The organism is Methyloceanibacter sp., from assembly GCF_050999895.1.
In the GTDB taxonomy this organism is placed as follows: domain Bacteria; phylum Pseudomonadota; class Alphaproteobacteria; order Rhizobiales; family Methyloligellaceae; genus Methyloceanibacter.
Window position 1 is genome coordinate 1 of the sequence record NZ_JBPCOU010000035.1, and the last position, 19,090, is coordinate 19,090.

The 19,090-nt window shown below is 64.6% G+C and carries 20 protein-coding genes; 12 read left to right on the top strand and 8 right to left on the bottom strand.

Annotation, left to right across the window (positions count from 1 at the left end; translation table 11 throughout):
• Together groEL and ACR2J1_RS03460 are read left to right on the top strand one after the other, a co-directional pair.
• Window positions 1-984, top strand: a 984-nt coding sequence (groEL, locus tag ACR2J1_RS03455; RefSeq protein WP_434017954.1) for a chaperonin GroEL, incomplete at its 5' end; no start/stop codon positions are given.
• 159 nt (window positions 985-1,143) lie between these two features.
• Complete coding sequence (locus ACR2J1_RS03460) at window positions 1,144-1,965, top strand: DUF72 domain-containing protein (protein ID WP_434017955.1); 822 nt, start codon at window positions 1,144-1,146, stop codon at window positions 1,963-1,965.
• Here ACR2J1_RS03460 and ACR2J1_RS03465 read toward each other — a convergent pair.
• From ACR2J1_RS03465 to ACR2J1_RS03475, 3 genes are all read right to left on the bottom strand, one after another.
• Window positions 1,962-3,215 (bottom strand): CCA tRNA nucleotidyltransferase, encoded by a 1,254-nt coding sequence (locus tag ACR2J1_RS03465; RefSeq protein WP_434017956.1) that lies wholly within the window; start codon window positions 3,213-3,215, stop codon window positions 1,962-1,964. The two genes, ACR2J1_RS03460 and ACR2J1_RS03465, sit on opposite strands and share 4 nt — an antisense overlap.
• Before the next feature lie 10 nt (window positions 3,216-3,225).
• Complete coding sequence (locus tag ACR2J1_RS03470; RefSeq protein WP_434017957.1) at window positions 3,226-3,486, bottom strand: DUF6111 family protein; 261 nt, start codon at window positions 3,484-3,486, stop codon at window positions 3,226-3,228.
• Between the two features lie 79 nt (window positions 3,487-3,565).
• Window positions 3,566-4,162: a DUF1285 domain-containing protein gene (locus ACR2J1_RS03475; protein ID WP_434017958.1), complete on the bottom strand. Its 597-nt coding sequence runs from the start codon at window positions 4,160-4,162 to the stop codon at window positions 3,566-3,568.
• A 125-nt stretch (window positions 4,163-4,287) separates the two neighbouring features.
• Here ACR2J1_RS03475 and ACR2J1_RS03480 point away from each other — a divergent pair, with 125 nt between their 5' ends.
• From ACR2J1_RS03480 to ACR2J1_RS03495, 4 genes are read left to right on the top strand one after another with little or no spacing between them, the layout of a single operon-like run.
• Window positions 4,288-5,286, top strand: a complete 999-nt coding sequence (locus ACR2J1_RS03480) for an AAA family ATPase (protein ID WP_434017959.1) — start codon at window positions 4,288-4,290, stop codon at window positions 5,284-5,286.
• A 28-nt stretch (window positions 5,287-5,314) separates the two neighbouring features.
• Window positions 5,315-6,250 (top strand): DUF58 domain-containing protein, encoded by a 936-nt coding sequence (locus ACR2J1_RS03485; RefSeq protein ID WP_434017960.1) that lies wholly within the window; start codon window positions 5,315-5,317, stop codon window positions 6,248-6,250.
• Window positions 6,247-9,117: a DUF4159 domain-containing protein gene (locus ACR2J1_RS03490; protein WP_434017961.1), complete on the top strand. Its 2,871-nt coding sequence runs from the start codon at window positions 6,247-6,249 to the stop codon at window positions 9,115-9,117. The genes ACR2J1_RS03485 and ACR2J1_RS03490 overlap by 4 nt, the downstream gene beginning before the upstream one ends.
• 4 nt (window positions 9,118-9,121) lie before the next feature.
• Window positions 9,122-11,203: a hypothetical protein gene (locus ACR2J1_RS03495; protein ID WP_434017962.1), complete on the top strand. Its 2,082-nt coding sequence runs from the start codon at window positions 9,122-9,124 to the stop codon at window positions 11,201-11,203.
• On the opposite strand, the gene ACR2J1_RS03500 is transcribed toward ACR2J1_RS03495, so the two are convergent.
• Entirely contained in the window at window positions 11,178-11,705 is a 528-nt protein-coding gene (locus ACR2J1_RS03500; RefSeq protein WP_434017963.1) for a GNAT family N-acetyltransferase, read from the bottom strand. The genes ACR2J1_RS03495 and ACR2J1_RS03500 overlap by 26 nt on opposite strands.
• Window positions 11,706-12,027: 322 nt before the next feature.
• On the opposite strand from ACR2J1_RS03500, the gene wrbA reads away from it, so the two are divergent.
• Window positions 12,028-12,645, top strand: a complete 618-nt coding sequence (gene wrbA, locus ACR2J1_RS03505; RefSeq protein ID WP_434017964.1) for an NAD(P)H:quinone oxidoreductase — start codon at window positions 12,028-12,030, stop codon at window positions 12,643-12,645.
• Here the strand turns inward: wrbA and ACR2J1_RS03510 are convergent, their stop codons facing one another.
• Window positions 12,646-13,134: an NUDIX domain-containing protein gene (locus ACR2J1_RS03510; protein WP_434017965.1), complete on the bottom strand. Its 489-nt coding sequence runs from the start codon at window positions 13,132-13,134 to the stop codon at window positions 12,646-12,648.
• A gap of 137 nt (window positions 13,135-13,271) precedes the next feature.
• On the opposite strand from ACR2J1_RS03510, the gene ACR2J1_RS03515 reads away from it, so the two are divergent.
• On the top strand, window positions 13,272-14,186 hold the full coding sequence (locus tag ACR2J1_RS03515; protein WP_434017966.1) for a metallophosphoesterase family protein: 915 nt from the start codon (window positions 13,272-13,274) through the stop codon (window positions 14,184-14,186).
• On the opposite strand, the gene ACR2J1_RS03520 is transcribed toward ACR2J1_RS03515, so the two are convergent.
• Window positions 14,173-14,736, bottom strand: a complete 564-nt coding sequence (locus ACR2J1_RS03520; protein WP_434017967.1) for a hypothetical protein — start codon at window positions 14,734-14,736, stop codon at window positions 14,173-14,175. The two genes, ACR2J1_RS03515 and ACR2J1_RS03520, sit on opposite strands and share 14 nt — an antisense overlap.
• Window positions 14,737-14,846: 110 nt before the next feature.
• Window positions 14,847-16,196 carry a hypothetical protein gene (locus tag ACR2J1_RS03525; RefSeq protein ID WP_434017968.1) on the bottom strand — a complete coding sequence of 450 codons (1,350 nt, stop codon included), beginning with the start codon at window positions 16,194-16,196 and terminating at the stop codon, window positions 14,847-14,849.
• A gap of 254 nt (window positions 16,197-16,450) precedes the next feature.
• Here ACR2J1_RS03525 and ACR2J1_RS03530 point away from each other — a divergent pair, with 254 nt between their 5' ends.
• The 3 genes from ACR2J1_RS03530 (at window position 16,451) to ACR2J1_RS03540 (ending at window position 17,949) form a co-directional block, all read left to right on the top strand.
• Entirely contained in the window at window positions 16,451-17,311 is an 861-nt protein-coding gene (locus ACR2J1_RS03530; RefSeq protein ID WP_434017969.1) for an SDR family oxidoreductase, read from the top strand.
• A 153-nt stretch (window positions 17,312-17,464) separates the two neighbouring features.
• Window positions 17,465-17,797: a uracil-DNA glycosylase family protein gene (locus tag ACR2J1_RS03535; RefSeq protein ID WP_434017970.1), complete on the top strand. Its 333-nt coding sequence runs from the start codon at window positions 17,465-17,467 to the stop codon at window positions 17,795-17,797.
• Between the two features lie 26 nt (window positions 17,798-17,823).
• On the top strand, window positions 17,824-17,949 hold the full coding sequence (locus tag ACR2J1_RS03540; protein WP_434017971.1) for a hypothetical protein: 126 nt from the start codon (window positions 17,824-17,826) through the stop codon (window positions 17,947-17,949).
• Here the strand turns inward: ACR2J1_RS03540 and otsB are convergent.
• A complete protein-coding gene (gene otsB / locus ACR2J1_RS03545) occupies window positions 17,946-18,683 on the bottom strand; it encodes a trehalose-phosphatase (RefSeq protein ID WP_434017972.1) in 738 nt (245 codons plus the stop codon). The two genes, ACR2J1_RS03540 and otsB, sit on opposite strands and share 4 nt — an antisense overlap.
• 199 nt (window positions 18,684-18,882) lie before the next feature.
• Here otsB and ACR2J1_RS03550 point away from each other — a divergent pair.
• Window positions 18,883-19,090 (top strand): hypothetical protein (locus tag ACR2J1_RS03550; RefSeq protein WP_434017973.1); only part of this gene is annotated, 208 nt, incomplete at its 3' end.

Sequence of the window (19,090 nt, forward strand, 5' to 3'; positions counted from 1 at the left end):
CTCATCAACGAGAAGAAGCTTTCCAACATGCAGTCGCTACTGCCCGTGCTCGAGGCCGTGGTGCAGTCCGGCAAGCCGCTTCTCATCATTGCCGAGGATGTCGAAGGCGAAGCGCTTGCGACCCTCGTCGTCAACAAGCTGCGCGGCGGCCTGAAGGTTGCGGCGGTCAAGGCGCCGGGCTTTGGCGATCGCCGCAAGGCGATGCTTCAGGACATCGCCGTCCTGACCGGCGGTCAGGTGATCTCCGACGATCTCGGCATCAAGCTCGAGAATGTCACTCTCGACATGCTCGGCCGCGCCAAGAAGGTGGTCATCACCAAGGACGACACCACGATCGTGAACGGCGCCGGCAAGAAGACCGAGATCGAGGCGCGGGTCGGTCAGATCCGTCAGCAGATCGAGGACACGACGTCCGACTACGACAAGGAGAAGCTGCAAGAGCGTCTGGCGAAGCTTGCCGGCGGCGTTGCGGTGATCCGCGTTGGCGGCGCGACCGAGACCGAAGTGAGGGAGCGCAAGGACCGCGTCGACGATGCCTTGAACGCGACCCGCGCGGCGGTCGAGGAAGGCATTGTTCCGGGCGGCGGCGTTGCGCTGTTGCGGGCGGTCAACGTCCTCGACGCCATCAAGGTCGCCAATGAGGACCAGCGCGTCGGCATCAACATCATCCGCCGTGCCCTGCAGGCACCCGCACGCCAGATCGCGCAGAATGCTGGTGAGGACGGCGCCGTTGTCGCCGGCAAGATCACCGACAAGAGCGAGTATGCGTTCGGCTACAACGCCGCGACCGGCGAGTACGGCAATCTCGTCAAGCAGGGCGTGATCGATCCGGCCAAGGTCGTGCGCACGGCGCTGCAGGATGCGGCTTCCGTGGCAGGTCTCCTCATCACCACCGAGGCGATGGTCGCCGAGCTGCCGAAGAAGAATGCGGCACCGGCGATGCCGGGCGGCGGGATGGGCGGCATGGGCGGTATGGACTTCTAAGCCAACGCCCGTAACCGACTCAAACGATTCGCTTAAAATCAGAGCCGCGCCTTCGGGTGCGGCTCTTTTTTGTGTAGCACCGCTTCTCCGCACTAGCGTCGTCGAGTCCGGCCATTACGGGGAATTGTCTAGAGCACGATCCTTAGGCACTCTCCTGGAATGGCCAAGAAGGACACGATAAAAGATCCAGGGAAAATTCGCGTCGGCATCGGCGGCTGGATCTATCCGCCCTGGCGCGGCGTGTTCTATCCGAAGGGGCTGAAGCAGGCGGACGAACTCGCCTATGCCGCATCGCATCTCACCACGATCGAGATCAACGCGACCTTCTATCGCCTGCAAAAGCCGGCGAGCTTCCGCAAATGGGCGGACACCGCACCGGACGGCTTCAAATTTTCGCTGAAGGCGCCGCGCCTCCTCACCTACCGCACGACCCTCGCCGAGGGCGGCGACTTCATGCAGCGCTTCTTCGGCTCGGGCTTGACTGAGCTTGGCGACAAGCTTGGGCCGATTCTCTGGCAGCTCCCGCCGACAAAGACATTCGATGCCGCAGACTTCGGCAAATTTCTCGAATTGCTGCCGCACGACCTCGATGGCCGCAAGCTGCACCATGTCGTCGAGGTCAGGCATGAGAACTTCCGCGACCATGCCTTCATTCGCCTTCTCCGCGACGCGGGCGTGACGCTGGTCTTCTCGGAGAGCGAATCCTATCCGGCCATGGCTGACGTCACCGGCGACATTATCTATGGGCGTTTGCAGAAAGGCAGCGACGCAATCGAGACCTGCTATCCTGGGCCGGACATCGACGCTTGGGCGGATCGGGCTCGGACCTTCGCTTCTGGCGCCGTGCCCAACGACCTTCCTACTGTTGACAGCGCGTCGAAGACGCGGAAAACGCCGCGCGACGTCTATCTCTACTTTATCCACGAGGGAAAGAGCCGCGCGCCCACAGGCGCCATGGCGCTGATCGAACGGCTGGCTTAACTCACAAGCGCCGTCGCTCTGACGAGCAGCTGCTCGCGGTCCTCGGCGAAGCCGCCGCCGATCCAATCCCGCTCCAGGCGCCGCAACGCCTCGCCGATCTCCGGTCCGCTGCGGCCGAGATCTGCGATGTCCGTGCCGCGCAAGGGAAAGGCCGGGGCCTGCCAACGCTGCGGCAGCGCCAGCGCCGCGCCCCACCCAGCATCGTCCGGCGGCGCCCCGGCACGCGCCCAGGCGATCAGGACGAAGCTCGGATAAATGCCCTCGCCAAGTCGGTAGAGCAGCTCCTTTGCGCGCGTCTCCTCGGGTAAGCCTGTGTCCCCGCTCCGCTCGCCGCCGAGCACGAGCACGGATTGCTCCGCGTTCGAAAGGCGCAGGCGGGCGGCAAGCCGCGGCGCATCTTCATCGATAAAGACCGCGAGCACGGCGAGCCGGCGTGCGGGATTGTCGCCGAGGCAGGCGGTCTCCTCGATGGCGACAAGACGCCCGAAATCGTCGAGGCGCGGCACGCCACCCAAAACGTCGGTGAGCAAACCGTAATCGAACAGGGCTGCTATGCCATCGAGCGCGCGCGGCGCCACCAAAATACGCCGCATCTCGCCGCCGACACGCTCCGCCGAAAGTTGCTCCAGTCCCGCCAGCAAACGGACCGACGCACGCAGCCCGGCTTCGTCGAACTCGCCCGTGCCGTAATAGGCACTGAAGCGAAAGAAGCGGAGGATGCGCAAATAGTCTTCCTTAATGCGCTCCTCGGCGTCGCCGATGAAGCGCACGCGGCCTTGCGCGAGATCCGCATAGCCGCCGAGCGGATCGAACACGGTCCCGTCGCGATCGGCATAGAGCGCATTCAGGGTGAAGTCGCGGCGTCTTGCGTCCTCCTCCCAGTCAGTTGTGAAGGCAACCTGTGCGTGACGGCCGAACGTCTCCACGTCACGCCGCAGCGTCGTCACCTCGAAGGACGTGCCATCGGCGATGAGGGTGACGGTGCCGTGATCGATACCGGTCGGAATGGCTTTGAGCTTTGCATGACGCGCAAGCGCCATGACGTGCTCCGGCTCCGCCGTGGTGGCGAGATCCATTTCGGTGACGGGCAATCCGAGCAGCGCATTGCGCACCGCGCCGCCGACCACGCGCGTCTCAACCTCGCCCACGGCGAGAGCATCGAAGACGGCTTGCGTTTCCGGCCGCTCCAGCCAGTCAGCACCCTTGAGCGAGGGTGGGGCTTGACGGCGGTCGCTCTCATGCTCGGGCATGGCTTGGCCGTCAGTCAATGTTGCCGGGTTTGATGACGCCGTCTTGGATGCTCGGCGGATGGTACGTCCCCCCGGGCTCTCCCCCGGAAAACGAAATCAGAGTCGCCATAGCGGCAAGAAACAAACCGCACCCCGCGGCCGCCAGCCACACGATCGGGGCGTTCTCCCAAAGACTCGCGGGCTCCGCGCCTCTCGCCAAAACCATATAGGCTCCGTAGAGCAAAAATGGCAGCGAGAATAGAAGAATGTCGACCAGTGCAATGCGCAGCATCTCACAGCCTTGCCAAGATTTCGGAACGACGGCGCCGGGATGAACGGCGGCGCCTAGGCGATCATTCGGACGCACCCTGTCACGGCGCAGCCGCGAAGTCATCCGTTGGGAAAGGATAGAACATGCCGCCGCTCCAGACGCCAAGCGTCTCCTTCCGAGCGCCGCCCGGAACCGCGAGCGCCACAAGCTCATAATATATGGGGCGCGCTAGCTTCGCCTCCAATCCGTCGCGCACGAGGACATAGGGCACCGGCGCACCCTCTTCTCCCGCCCGAAAGTGGAGCGGATGCTCGGGGCCGGCACTGACCACATCGTCGACATTGGTGCGGAAGAAGAGGCGCTGCGCTTCGCCCCCTCCCTCCGACCACATCTCAATGGCCATGAAGGGCGCGTCCGCGACCTCGATCAGAACCTTCTCGACCGGCGTCACCAGATAATGCCGGCCGTCATCTTCCCGCCGCAGCACCGAGGCGAAGAGTTTGACGAGCGGCTTCCGGCCGATGGCGCTATCCCGGTAAAACCAGGTCCCGTCGTGGCCGATCTTCAGGCCGATGTCCCCGCAATCATTAATGTTTCGCAATGTCCCGGGACGCGGTTTGCCGCGAACCTCCTCCAATGCTACGAGAATGTCGGCTTTTTCCTGATCTGGCATCACCTGGCCGCTACAATCGTTCATCGCGCAAAGCCTGGGCAAAGTGGCCTCGACCCACCACCTTGTGACCAGAATTGAGCGCAAGTGCTTCTGCTTACCGGGGGCTTTCGCCCTATAATCTCTTAGCAGCATCGAGCGAAAACCAAACCATGACAACACTCGCCGCAACCGAAGCGCAACTCGTCGACCGCATCGAAGAAGTCGGCGCCAAGATCCAAAAAGTCCGTGACATGACGGGCTCGGTCATTTTCGGCCAAGAGCGCGTCATCGATCTTGCCCTGATCACGCTGCTCTCCGGGGGCCACGCGCTCCTGATCGGCGTGCCGGGCATCGCCAAGACCAGCCTCGTCGAGACGCTCGGCGCGGTTCTTGGGCTTGAGAACAAGCGCATCCAGTTCACCCCCGACCTCATGCCGTCGGACATCGTCGGCTCCGAAGTGCTGGAGGAAAGCTCAACGGGCCGCCGCAGCTTCCGCTTCGTGCCGGGTCCGGTCTTCACGCAGCTCCTGATGGCCGACGAGATCAACCGCGCGAGCCCGAAGACGCAATCGGCGCTGCTGCAAGCCATGCAGGAGCATCACGTCACGGTCGCTGGCGTTCGCCACGACGTGCCGCGTCCCTTCCACGTGCTCGCAACGCAAAATCCGCTTGAGCAGGAGGGCACCTATCCCCTCCCTGAGGCGCAGCTCGATCGCTTCCTGTTACAGATCGATGTCTCCTATCCCGATGAAGCCGCCGAGCGGCAGATGCTGTTCGCCACAACCGGCGTCGAGGATCGTTCGCTGAAGACCATCCTCTCCGCCGACGAATTGATGGTGGCGCAGCGCCTTGTGCGCCAGCTACCGGTCGGCGACCAAGTGGTCGATGCGATTCTGAAGCTCGTGCGCTCCGCACGCCCCGGCACTGGCATCGACCGCGAAGTCGACGAGCTGATCGCCTGGGGCCCCGGCCCGCGCGCAAGCCAGGCCTTGATGCTCGCCGTCCGCGCCAAGGCGCTGATGGACGGACGGCTCGCGCCGTCCGTCGACGACGTGATCGAGCTTGCCGAACCTGTCCTCAAGCACCGCATGGCGCTGACCTTTGCCGCGCGCGCCGAAGGTTTGCAGATGAGCGATCTCGTCGCCAAGCTCGTCGAACCGCTGGGGTGAGCTAGGGTTGGCCAAGCCCCAGGAGAGAGTGCTTCAGCCGTTCCCGCCCGAGGAAAACGAGGCTCATGGATTGGCCGAGCGCATGCCTGCGCTCCTCGTCGAGGCGCAGCGCGTCGCCCATACCGTCACCCACGGCACCCATGGCCGCCGCCGCGCCGGACCGGGCGAGACCTTCTGGCAGTTCCGCCACTACGACCAGAACGACTCCCTGTCCGGCATCGACTGGCGCCGCTCGGGCAGCTCCGATCATCTCTTCGTGCGCGAGCGCGAATGGGAAGCTGCGCACACCGTCTGGCTGTGGGTGGATCTCTCGCCCTCGATGCAATTCCGGTCCAACCTGTCCAAGACTCTAAAGGAAAGCCGCGGTGTCGTGCTCGCGCTCGCGCTTACCGAGCTTCTGGCGCGTGGCGGCGAGCGTGTCGGCGTGATGGGCGGCTATCCTTACACTGGACGCAATACAACGCGCCGCGTCGCCGAGTATCTCGTGCGCGACGTGCGCCGCGACCTGAGCCTGCCGCCGCCTGCGCGCTTGAGCCGCTTCTCCGAATGCCTCCTCTTCAGCGACTTTCTCGAACCCGTCGAGGAGACCAGAGCGCGCATGGAGGCGATCGCGTCGCAAGGCGTGCGCGGTCATCTCGTGCAGATCCTCGATCCTGCCGAGGAGTCGCTACCTTACGCGGGCCGCACCGAATTTGCATCGAGCGAGGGCCGCATCCGCGTCATCGCCGGCCGCGCCGAGACATTGCGCGAGCGCTATCAGGAGCGGCTCAACAGCCATCGCAAGGCCCTGAACGAGCTGGCCCGCCGGCTGAACTGGTCCTTTCTCGTCCATCACACCGATCGTCCCGCCGAGGAAGTAGTGCTCGCCATTCACAATCGCCTCGCCGGTCTTGAGACCGACTATCGCTACCGCGCGCCGCGCCCGATCGAGGGCAGCGACGCGGAGCCGGATCAAAGGTCATGATCGCGCTTGGCAGCATAGGCTTCTTGCAGCCCTGGATCCTGGCGGCGCTGGTCGCGCTTCCCGCGATCTGGTGGCTTCTGCGCATGACACCGCCGAGCCCGAACCTCGTCGTGTTTCCACCGACGCGGCTCCTCAAGGACATCAAGGCCCACGAGGAGACGCCTGCGCATAGCCCCTGGTGGCTGACGGCACTTCGGATGCTGCTCGCGGCTTTGATCATTCTCGCGCTGGCGCGGCCCGTGCTCAATCCGGACCGAGCGAGCTTCGCCGGCGCAGGTCCGCTGCTTCTCGTCGTCGACAATGGCTGGGCCGCTGCAAGCAACTGGGCCGGCCGCCGCGAGGCGATCGAGGCCGCCATCGATCGTGCGGAGCGCGACGGCAGGACCGTGGTGCTGGCGCCGACCGCGTCCGGCCAGCCGATCAGCGGACCGTTCGCTCCCGGCCAGGCGCGCGAGCGCATCGCCGGCCTCGTGCCGGAACCTTATGCGCCCGACCGCGCCGGCCTGGCGAAACGGCTGGAGCAAGATCTCGCGAAGGCCCCCGGCTATAGCGTCGTCTGGTTGTCGGACGGTGTCGACTACGGCGAAGGCCCGGCCTTCGCCAAAACGCTCGCCGGCCTTTCCGGCGCAAGCGGAAGCTTCACCGTCCTTCGCCCGGGCAAGAACGATGCGCCGCTCGCCGTTGGCCTCGGACTGAGCGACGGCGGTGAGCTGTCGGCGCGTGTCCTGAGCGGTGCGGACGGCGCGCGGTCTGGCGTCGTCAAAGCCGTCACCGGGCGTGGCGAGCCTCTGGGCGAAGCCACTTTCTCCATTCCGCAGACCGCGCGCGAAGCCAAAGCCCGCTTCGAGTTGCCGCTTGAGATCAGAAATCAGGTCGCTCGCATCGAGATCGCCGGCGAGCGTTCCGCCGGCGCGGTGCATCTTCTGGACGCGCGCTCGCAATGGCACCGGGTCGGCATCATCTCAGGCGAATCCCGCGAGGCGGCGCAGCCTCTCCTGTCGCCACTCTATTATGTGGAGCGCGCGCTCTCGCCCTATGCCGACGTCATCCGTCCCAACGAGATCAACGCGGCCATGGCGGTTCACGAGCTCGTCGAACAGCGCGTTTCCACCCTTGTTCTCGCCGATATCGGCAAGCTGCTGCCCGGCACGCAGGAGGAGCTCGATGCCTGGCTCAAATCCGGCGGCGTGCTCATCCGCTTTGCCGGCCCGCGTCTGGAGCAAGGCGGCGATGAGCTTCTGCCCGTGCCCTTGCGCCGCGGCGGCCGCTCTCTCGGTGGCTCGCTGTCCTGGAGCTCACCGCAGACGCTAGCACCCTTCGAGGAGAAGAGCCCCTTCCGCGGGCTGACGATCCCCGAGGACGTCAAGGTCAACCGCCAAGTGCTCGCCGATCCCGTGGCGATGGCCGATTCGGAAGTGTGGGCAACGTTGGCCGACGGGACGCCGCTCGTTACCGCCAAGAAGGAAGGCGACGGCTGGGTCGTGCTCTTCCATGTCACCGCAAATTCCGATTGGTCGAGCCTGCCGCTGTCCGGCCTGTTCGTCGAGATGCTGCGCCGTGTCGTCAGTTTGGTACCGAGCAAGATGACGACGCAAGGCGGCGAAGGCGCGACCCTGAATGCCGCGGTAAAGCCGAACGCGGCAGAGGCGGGCTCCGCCGCCCTTTCCCCGATCCAGACGCTCGATGGTTACGGCCAGCTCATTTCGCCGCCGCCGCGCGCCGCGCCCATCGCGCCGGACAAGATCGACGGCTCGGCGCCAGGTCCCGATCATCCGCCCGGCTATTACGGACCTTCGGGCGCCGCCCGGGCCTTCAACCTCGTCAATTTCAGCACGGCGCTGACCCCCCTGCCGGCAATCGAAAGCGCTGGCGAAGTGAGCGGCTACACGCTGCGCAAGCCCGAGGCGCTGGATCCTTGGCTCTATATTGCGGCACTCGCCCTCTTCGCGCTCGACGTGCTCGCCATGCTGGTCTTGAGCACCGGGCTTCGGCTACGCGGACGCCATGCCGCGGCGTCGCTCCTGCTCGCGCTCCTGTTGGCGCCTGTCTTCACGGCGCATCCTCACGCGCAAGAGGCGCCTGCGCGCTTGCCCGGAGAGGGTCCGGCGCCGACCGGATCGGCCACGGACGACTTCGCCTTGCAGGCCGCGCTGAAGACGCGGCTTGGCTACGTCATCACCGGCGATCCCGAGATCGACAGCACGAGCCAGGAAGGCCTCGCAGGGCTCAGCAAAGTTCTGAGCGCCCGCACGGCGCTCGAGCCTGCCGAGCCCATGGGCATCGACATCGAGAAGGACGAGCTTGCGTTCTTTCCGATTCTGTACTGGCCCGTGCGCGAGGACGCCGAAGGCCTGTCCGACGCAACGCTCGCCAAGGTCGACGCCTATATGAAGCAAGGCGGCCTGATCGTCTTCGACACGCGCGATCAGGCAGACGCGGCAACCGGCGGCGGCTTGGGTGGAAAGGCGCTCGACCGCCTGATCGGCAAGCTCGACATCCCGCCCTTGGAGCCGGTTCCTGGCAATCACGTCCTCACCAAGTCCTTCTACCTGATGCGCAGCTTCCCCGGCCGCTATGACGGCGGGTCGCTGTGGGTCGAGGCGGAGCCTGTCGGCGACGAAGAGCGCGCCGAACGCTCCCGCCGCACCGACGGTGTGAGCTCGTTGGTGATCACCTCCAACGATCTCGCCGCGGCGTGGGCGCTGGATTCGGCGAACCGGCCGATCTATCCCACCGTCCCCGGCGGCGAGGTGCAGCGGGAAATGGCATTCCGCGCCGGCGTCAACATCGTGATGTACGCGCTCACCGGCAACTACAAGGCCGACCAGGTGCATGTTCCGGCCCTGCTCGAGCGCCTCGGGCAATAGCGCCATGAAATGGTCTCTTGAGTTTCTCCCCCTGGTGCCCTGGCCCGTGCTTTGGTCACTGACCGGCGCAGGCATTGTTTTGCTCGCGCTCCTCTTCTGGCGTTCGCGCCGGGGGGCGGCGCTGCGCTTCTTGAGCTTCGCTCTCCTGATGCTCGCCATCGCCAATCCGCAGCTGAAGCAGGAAGACCGCGAGCCGCTCAACAATATTGTCGCCGTCGTCGTCGACGAGAGTCAGAGCCAGTCTATCGCCGGGCGTACCAAGCGTACCGAGGAGTTACGCAAGGGCCTCGCCGACAGCCTGGCTTCCATTCCCAATCTCGAAGTGCGCTGGGTGCGCTCGACCTCGACCACGAGCGATTCCGACCGCGACGGCACGATGCTCTTCACCGACCTCGCCCAGGGCCTGTCGGATGTGCCGCGCGACCGCTTGGCCGGCGCAATTCTCATTACCGAGGGCGAGATCCACGACGTGCCTGGCACGGCAGCTGCGCTCGGCTTCGATGCGCCCGTCCATGCCCTGATCACCGGCAAGCCTGGCGAATTCGACCGCAGACTTCAGGTCCTGAGCGCGCCGCGCTTCGGCCTCGTCGGCGGCCGGCAAACCTTCGAGGTCAAAGTGACCGAGACGGCGAAGAGCAATGCGACGACAGCAAACCTCACCATCCGCCGCCAAGGCCAGGAGCCCGAGACGCAAGGCGTCCGTATCGACGAGCCGATCGAGGTCCCGGTGACGATCGATCACGCCGGTCCCAATATTGTCGAGATCGAGGTCGATCCCGCGCAAGGCGAGCTCACCAAGATTAACAATCGCGTTGTCCTCACCGTCGAGGGCGTGCGCGAGAATATGCGCGTGCTGCTGGTGTCCGGCGAGCCTCATGCGGGCGAGCGTACCTGGCGCAACATGCTAAAATCCGACGCCTCGGTGGACCTTGTCCATTTCACCATTCTGCGTCCGCCCGAGAAGCAGGACGGCACCCCCATCAATCAGCTGTCGCTGATCGCCTTCCCGACCCGCGAGCTCTTTCAGGAGAAGCTTGAGGAGTTCGATTTGATCATCTTCGACCGCTACCAGCGACGCGGCGTGCTGCCGCTGCTCTATCTTGAGAATGTGGCGCGCTATGTCGAGCGAGGCGGCGCGGTGCTCGTGTCGGCCGGCGACGACTACGCCTCGCCGCTCAGCCTCTACCGCACCCCGCTCGGCCAGGTGCTGCCTGCGGTGCCGTCCGGACGCGTCGTCGAGCAGCCCTTCAAGCCCGCGCTGACCGAGCTCGGCGCGAAGCATCCCGTCACCAACGATCTCCCCGGCGCGTCCGGCGCCGAGCCATCATGGGGCCGCTGGTTCCGCGTCGTCGATGTCGATCCGCGCGACGCGGAGGTTCTGATGAAGGGCGCGAACGACAAGCCCCTGCTGGTGATCGGCCGTCGCGGCGAAGGGCGCGTCGCGCTTCTCCTTTCCGACCACGCCTGGCTTTGGGCGCGCGGTTACGAAGGCGGCGGTCCTTATACTGACCTGCTCCGCCGTCTCGCCCACTGGCTGATGAAGGAGCCCGATCTAGAAGAAGAGACGCTGAAGGCGACAAGCCGCGGCCAGACCATCACGGTCGAACGCGGCTCGATCAAGGACAGTGTCGATCCCGTCACGGTGACCTTCCCGTCCGGGAAGGAAGAGACGCTGACGCTCGACAAGGGCGAAGGCGGTGCGTGGCGCAAGGTGCTTAATGTCGAGGGGCAAGGCGTATACCGCGTTGCCTCCGGCAAGCTTGCAAGTGTGGTGACGGTCGGCAAGGCCAACGCCAAGGAGCTTGCCGCCGTCACCGCGACCGATAAGCCACTCGCGCCGCTGCTCGACGAGACTGGCGGCGGCGCCTTCTGGATGGGCCGCGATCAAGCCGACGCAGGCGCGCTGCCGCGGCTCGTGATGCTGCGGAGCGGCACCGTCATGCATGGCGACGATTGGCTCGGTCTGCGTAAGCGCGAGGCTTACAATGTGCGCGGCGTGCGCCTGTTCCCGCTGTTTACCGGGTTCCTTGCGCTCGCGGTTCTGCTCGGCGCGCTCGCCGTCACCTGGTGGCGCGAGGGCCACTAAACGCGACCGCCTTGACGGGCCCGTTCGCGCGTTCAAGCGCTCCCGGCTCCAGCTCATAGGCCAGCAGCCGCGCCGAATCGACCGGTCCTGGCAGCTTCATCTGACCGCTCGGCACCGGCGCAAAACCGAAGCGCCCGTAATACGGCATGTCGCCGACGAGCAGCACGAGGCTGAAGCCGGCCTTCTCCGCGCGTGCCAATCCGTCCGCAACAAGCGCCTTGCCATAGCCTTTTCCAGTCTCGGCCGGGTCCACGACCAAGGGCCCGAGCAATAGCGCATGCGGCTCATCGCCGATGGAGACCGCGGTGAAGCGAATGCTGCCGATGAGCCGGTTCCCGAGCCGCGCCGTGAGACAGAGTTCCGCGACAGGCGGCACGCCCTCACGCACGCGATAGGCGCTGCGGGCGAAACGTCCCGGGCCGAACGCATCTGCGGAGAGTTGCGAAAGCGCGTGAGCATCGCTTGGGGATTCGAGTTCGATCTGAAGACTGCTCGGCTGCATGGTGGAGTCCTGAAGGGCTAATGATGAGGATTCCCTCGACCGCTCCGGAGCACCAACGCAAAATTGAGAGTGATGGAGGCGAGCGACGAGGACTAGCGGCTTGAACGCGACAAGCGCAAGCGGCTTCGTCGTCGCGACAGTCTGCTTCTGTCAGGGCTCGTCCACATGGCGGCGCTGCTTATCACGGGGCGCTGTTGTGGTAAAGCGGCGGCCCGCATTCACGATCTCTTTATGGCCCCTTGCCACATCTTTGAATTTGTTAGAGTTATGGTGATGCGGGGAGGGGCGGGTCAGTCCAGCCCACAACAGGGGGCCGAAGACGATGGCTGACACAGCGCGAGTGCTGGTGCTTTACCACAGCTCCTACGGACATGTTGAGACCTTGGCCTACGCCATTGCGCATGGAGCGCGTGCCGTGGACGGCGTGCATGTCAGCGTCAAGCGCGTGCCGGAGCTGATGCCAGAGGACGTCATGCGCAACGCCGGCATGAAGGTGGAGCAGCCGGCGCCCGTAGCCGATCCGCAGGAGCTCGCCAGCTACGACGCGATCATTCTCGGCACGCCGACCCGTTTCGGCAACATGACATCGCAGATGCGCAACTTTCTCGACCAGACCGGGTCGCTCTGGGTGCAGGGCGCGCTCATCAACAAAGTCGGCAGCGTCTTCACCTCGACCTCGACCGGCGGCGGCAACGAGACCACCATCGTCTCGGTGCATTGGACCATGCTGCATCATGGCATGATCATTGTCGGCCTCCCTTATTCCGCGCCGGATCTGGCGGATATCAGCGAGGTCAAGGGCGGATCGCCTTATGGCGCCGGCACCATCTCCGCGCCCGACGGCTCGCGCATGCCCTCGCAGAAGGAGCTCAACCTTGCGAGCTTCCAGGGGCACCACGTCGCGAAGATCGCCAAGCGTTTGGCGGATAACCCAGAATAATCACCAGCGCGCGCTCAGTGCAACGCCGTCGAAAATCTCGGCGAGCCGCCGGCGTGTGCCGGCGTCGGTGAGCGCCGGAAGCTCGCCGGGCGCGAACATCCCCGCCTCAGCGATCTCTCCGCGTTGAAAATAATCCTCCGGCTGCCGGGTCCAATGCCGCACGGTAAAGACGGCAATGTGGTCGCGGGGGAAATTGCTGAAATTCGCGAACACCCCGTGCAGCGGCGCGGGGCCTGCGAGACGAACGCCGACTTCCTCCTCCAGTTCGCGGAGCAGTGCCGTTTCCAGCGTCTCCCCCCATTCCACGCCGCCGCCGGGAAAGAACCAGCCTGGCCGATAACCGTGCCGCACCAGAAGAACGCGCCCCTCGCCGTCGATGACCACGCCCTGCGCGCCGAGCGTCATGCCGCGCCGCATGCGCCAGAACGGACGCAACATCGCGGTAATCAGACGGGCCGTGCCTGCGTTGCGTGACGGTGCGGCGCTCAATCCGGCGTTCCTTGCTGTGAGTTGGCCTATCTACACCGCAAAGCCACAGGGGGAACAAGCCCGCGATGAGACGTTTTGCATCAGTACCGACACCGTTCTAGTGTCCCGTTCCACAATTCAGCCCCCAGACGGCCCCTTTGTTCACCCTCGCCCATCTCTCCGACATTCATTTGAGCCCGATGCCGCGCGCCCGCCGCCGCGACCTCATGTCGAAGCGCATCTTCGGCTATGTGAACTGGCATCGGGGCCGCAAGCTCGTGCATCGCCGTGAGATCCTGGATCTCCTGACCCACGACATCATCGAACGCAAGCCCGACCACATCGCCGTCACCGGAGATCTCGTCAATCTCGGCTTGCCCGAGGAATTCGTGCGCGCGGCGGAATGGCTGCATCATCTGGGGCCCCCGAGCGATGTCACCGCGATCCCCGGCAACCACGACGCTTATGTGCGCCTGCATCCCGAACGCGGCACGGGACATTGGCAGCCTTATATGAGGTCGAATGAAGCGGGCGAGCTGCTTGTGCCCACGCCACCCACGCTTTTTCCTTTCGTGCGCCGCTACGGCGATATCGCCATCGTCGCCCTGTCCTCGGCGATTCCGACCATGCCGCTGCTTGCCGCCGGGCATTTGGGCCATGTCCAGCGCGCCTATCTCGCCGACGCCCTGGAGCGGCTCGGTCAAGAAGATCTGTTCCGCGTCGTCCTCATCCATCACCCGCCGCTGAAAGGTCAGGCGTCGTGGCGGCGCGGGCTCCGGGATGCCGGCGCCTTTACGAAGATCCTGAAGGAGAAAGGCGCCGAGCTGGTCCTGCATGGCCACAATCACGAGCAGACAGAGATCGAAATCGACACGGTGAGCGGGCCGGCGATCGTTGTCGGCGTGCCGTCCGCATCGGAGGCCATCGAGGGCAGCATTCCCGCCGCGCGCTACAACCAGTATTGCATTGACCGCGTCGACGGCGGCTGGCGCTGCGAGATGGTCGGTCGCTGCGTCGCCGCGAGCCCGCAGCATGTGTGGGAATCGGACCGGCGCGTGCTTACGGAACGCTGAGCCAGATCGCGGCGAAGAGCGCGACCACACCCGTCATCAGTCCGATCAAAAAGGCGGAAATCACAACGCCGACGCCAGAGCCCGCCGGCACGTCCTCGCTGCCGGCTTTCTCCACCACCAAGGGCTCCAGCAGGGCGGCTTCCTGACGCTCCCGCCGCACGATCTCGCGCGCGAGATAATCGGTGATGCGGTCGGCCATCTCACTGACATTGGTCGCGCTGACAAGCGTACGGCGTCCGTTCTCGCTATTGCGGATGAAAAGATAGGCGCCGCTTTCCTCGTCGATGGCCGCATAGCAGAAGAGGTCGATCCATAGCCGCGCCGGCCGGCTCGGCACGAGCGCGAGCGTGAAGCGATCGTCGCTCGGCGGCAGCTCCACGAACACGGCCTCGAGCTCGCTTCGCAGGAGCTCGAGCCGCGCGATTTCGCCGTCGCGGTGGTCCGCCACCTGATCGATACGCTCCGCCTCCACCATCCGCGCCTGGCGCACGGCTTCCTTTAAGGACCGGCTCGGGGCCGCCCGCGCGATCGGCTTTACGCTCTCGTCCATCCCCGTCGCCTTATGACTTATCGCCTCAGCATAGCCCGGCAAGAGGCGGAAATGCGACCGGAAAACCGCGCGGAATGTGTTGGAATTCTTGGGCCTGAGCGGCCGGAGGCCTATTTGGAGGCCAGCACCACGGAGGCGCGGGCATCGTCGAACCATTTGTCGATCGCGGTGTCGACATTGGCTTCGAGGCCCGATTTCCACGTGGCGACGGTCGCGTCGAGCGCCGCCTCATTCGCCGCCACGAAGGTCTCGCGGTTGATCGCCTCATTCGCCTCGTTGCTCAGATAGTCGACGGCAATGCCGATCAGGACGCCAGCCGCGGCACCGATCACCTGCCCGCCCATCGGCTGCACCACGGTGCCGGCTACCGCCCCTTGCTGTGCGAAGGCAAGCCGCGTCCCCATCGAGGCGGCGAAGCGGCGCGAGATCTGGCCGAAGCTTTGCGCTAGCAGCGTATTCATGGTGGGACCGAGCGCGAGCGCCCCGACGGTGCCGCCGGCGGCCGCCGTGCCGACCCCGATCACGCCGGCAAAGGCACGGTCTTCCATGAGATAGATCGGCGCCTTCCACTTCTGCGCATCCCAGTCGAGCGCGACATTTGTCATCGGCGTCGCGGCGGGGATGTCCTCCAAATGCTGGGTGTGTTTGGCAAGGAAGAGCTGCAAGCGCATGTCGCCATTTGCGATCACGCGGCGATAGCTGTCATGCGCATGGCGCACGGACTGCTCGACGCCTTGCGTGATGGTCCGGTCGCGCAGCTCCGGCTTGAGCACCTGCTCTTTGTAGTTTTTGAGGAAGTACTCCCTGACATCGGCCTCGATCGCCTCGTTGAGCGACTCGTATTTGCCAGCCTCGAAGAAACGCGCCATCGCCGAGGTCAGCGACTCCTTGAGCACAACATAGGATCGCTTCCATTCGAAGAACCAGTCGGCATAGCTGGAAATGGCCTGTGCCCGGTCCTGGAACGCGAGCGCGAAAGTGCGGTCGATATCCTCATGCGCCGCGCGCTTGATGCGCGCACGCTCCTCGTCGAGCATCAGAATGGTGTCGTTGACGAATTTGTCCGCTTCCGACTTGCTAACGACGAGCTTGTGCAGCTGCCCGTCGACATCTCTCACAACGAGATCAACGGCGTCTTGCGGCAGGCTCGACTCGCCGAAGAAGATGTCGAACATCGAGCGGTCGGCATGCACCGGCGCGGCATGATCGAGATGCCGTTGATAGCTGCGCCAATAGGTCGTGCCGAGCGAAAGCAGCGCGTAGGTCGAGAGCACGAGAGCGACGGCGATCCCGATCGGCTGCAACATCATGCCGATGGCACTCTGCTTCACCACCTTTTCGCGGCGGCTGAATATCCGGGATATGCGTGTGGATTTGCGCTTCTCCGCCGACGCACGCTCAGTCCTGACAAGGGCGTCGCCGCTGTCGGCAACCAGAGCTGTGCTGCGGCTTCGGGGCATGTCTTCGAGCATAGGTTCGGAACCTATCGTTCCAGCTGACAGTATAACGACGGAGAACGGCTGGCGTTCACTCTGTTCGCCTCACCACCGCCAATCTCTAGTCCCGATATAGGCGCCTCGCCCGGTCTTTATAAGGCGCTAGCGCCGAAGATCGCCGCGTTTCCCTCTGTCAATAGCTGCGCCGGCGCCCATTCGTCCTGGAACTGTCCTCGCCTTCGCCGGTTCTGGAGAGACGAGCAGCGAAGGACTTCATTATGAAAGAAAAATCCAAATCTGAGCTGCCGCCCCAGGAGCAGGATCACCAGCCCGGGCGCGAAAGCGAGATGCATCCTAAGCCCGACTACGAGCCTCGCTTTCCGGGCTCCGGCCGTCTCCAGGGTAAAAGCGCTCTGATCACCGGCGGAGACAGCGGCATCGGCCGTGCGGTCAGCGTGCTGTTTGCCCGGGAGGGCGCCAAAATCGCCATCGTCTATTTGGAAGAGGACAATGACGCGGAGAAGACAAAAGCCATCGTGGAGAAGGAAGGCACCGAATGTCTTCTTATCAAGGGCGATGTCGGGTCCGCGAAGTTTTGCGCCGATGCGGTCAGGCGCACAGTGAAGGAATTTGGCGGTCTCGACGTCCTTGTCAACAATGCCGCCGAACAGCACACGCAAGACGAGGTGGACGAGGTCAGCGAGGAGCAGCTTGAGAAGACCTTCCGGACCAATCTTTTCGGCTATTTTTTCATGACCCAGGCGGCGATGCCTCACCTCAAAAAGGGCGCCTCCATCATCAACACCACCTCTGTGACCGCCTATCGCGGCCATGACACGCTTGTCGACTATGCCTCGACCAAAGGCGCCATCGTGTCTTTTATCCGCTCGCTGTCGAAGCAACTCGCCGGTGACGGCATCCGCGTGAACGGCGTTGCCCCTGGTCCGATCTGGACGCCGCTGATCCCCGCAAGCTTCGATGCCGACAAGGTAGCGAAGTTCGGCAGGCACGTTCCTCTGGGCCGTCCCGGCCAGCCCAACGAGGTCGCGCCCTGCCATCTCTTCCTCGCTTGCGCGGACTCCTCCTACATGACCGGACAGGTGCTCCACCCCAATGGCGGCGAGATGGTCGGAGGCTGAGCTCCCGCTCTTTGCGGAGGCGAATAAGCGCATCAACGATCCCGAGCTGGCTCGGGGCCTTGGCGGCGGAGGCGCAAGGCTGCTCCCGTTGACCCGCTCTATCGCAACGCAACCCAAACCGTCTTCGGCGAAGGTCCCGCTGATGCCCCCCTGATGCTTGTCGGCGAGCAGCCGGGCGACCAGGAGGACCTCGCGGGACGGCCCTTCGTTGGTCCTGCCGGCATAGTGCATCGTGCGCTCGAAGCCGCCGAGATCGAGCGTGCCTCTGTGTACATCACCAATGGCGTGAAGCACTTCAAGAACGAGCCGCGCGAGAAGCGCCGCATTCACAAGAAACCCCGACACGAGGAGATCGATGCCTGCCGCTGGTGGCTCGATCAGGAGATCACCATCATTCAGCCCCGGATCGTCGTTGCCTTGGGCGCCACTGCGGCGAGGTCCCTGACGCATAAGGCGCCCGCCATCATGCCAATCGCGGCCGGCTGATTGTCTTCCCCAGCGGCAGGCAGGGCGTGATCACCGTGCATCCGTCGTTTCTCCTGCGGCTGCGGGAAGATCGCGACAAGCGCCGTAAGTTCGATCGTCTCGTCAAGGATTTGCGCTTCGCTGCGCAAGCCTCGCGCGAGCGGGGGCCCTAGTCTTTCCCGATCGTTGCGGCCCAGGCAAACAGACCGTCGCGGTCGGTGCGGTACTGGGCGGTCGTCTCCCCCTCGCCGATCTTGATCGTGACGCCGCCTCTCGCATTCACCACCTTGAACGCGTCCTCGTCAGTCACATCGTCTCCCGCGAACATCGGGAGGCGCCCCTGGAAAGGCATCTCGGCAAGAAACGCCGACACCGCGGTGCCTTTGTTCAGTCCCTTGGGTCTCACCTCGAACACCATCTTGCCTCGCAGCACTTCGAGCGCCGGCTCGCCTTTGATCGCGGCAATAGCGGCGGCTTCGCATGCCTCGCCAAGCTCCGGCCGCAGCCGGTAGTGCAGCGCCACGGAAACTCTCTTGCGCTCGAGGATGACGCCTTCATGCTCGGCCTCGAAACGTCCGAGGCGGTTGCTGGCGGCGTCCATGCTCGTCAAGGCGCTGTCCTCGACGTGAAGACTGCCCGCGGCGTCGCGCCGGACGAGGCCATGTTCCGCCGCGACCGGGAGTTTCAGCGGAGCGAGAAAGGCATCCACCGTCCCGAGCGGCCTGCCGGTGATGACGGCGACCGCGCCGCTCAGGTCATCCGTGAGAGCCTCGAGCAGATTCCCGACCCTGGGCTCGACATGGACGAGGTCGGGCATCGCGGCGATGTCGACGAGCGTCCCGTCGAAGTCGACGAAAAAGGCGGCATTCCTTCCTATCGCTGGCAAGGATTTAGGCATTACAGTCATGCGACCATGCGCCTTCCGCATACGATGTCTCTGATTCCAGCAACTTACTGCCAAAGGTTAGCAATCCAATCCAATGGACCGGAATTTGCAATCACTTAACCGCACGGTTGTAGGGATTTCGGGAACTCTTTTGCTAACTACGCCTTTAACAATAAGGGTGGCGAGCCGGACACGGACGTCATCCCGAGGGCTAGACTAGATGTCAAACGTCACCACGGTCGAATTGGGTATGCCCGCCAAGCCTATGCGGCCGGCCAACAATGGACGGGCGGAGATCGCTCAGAAGCCTGGCCGATTGGTGGTCGTGTCCAATCGTGTCGCGGATGTGACGGCCAAGACCCAAACCGGCGGTCTCGCCGTAGCGCTGGGCGATGCGTTGCGGGCATCGCGCGGGCTCTGGTTCGGCG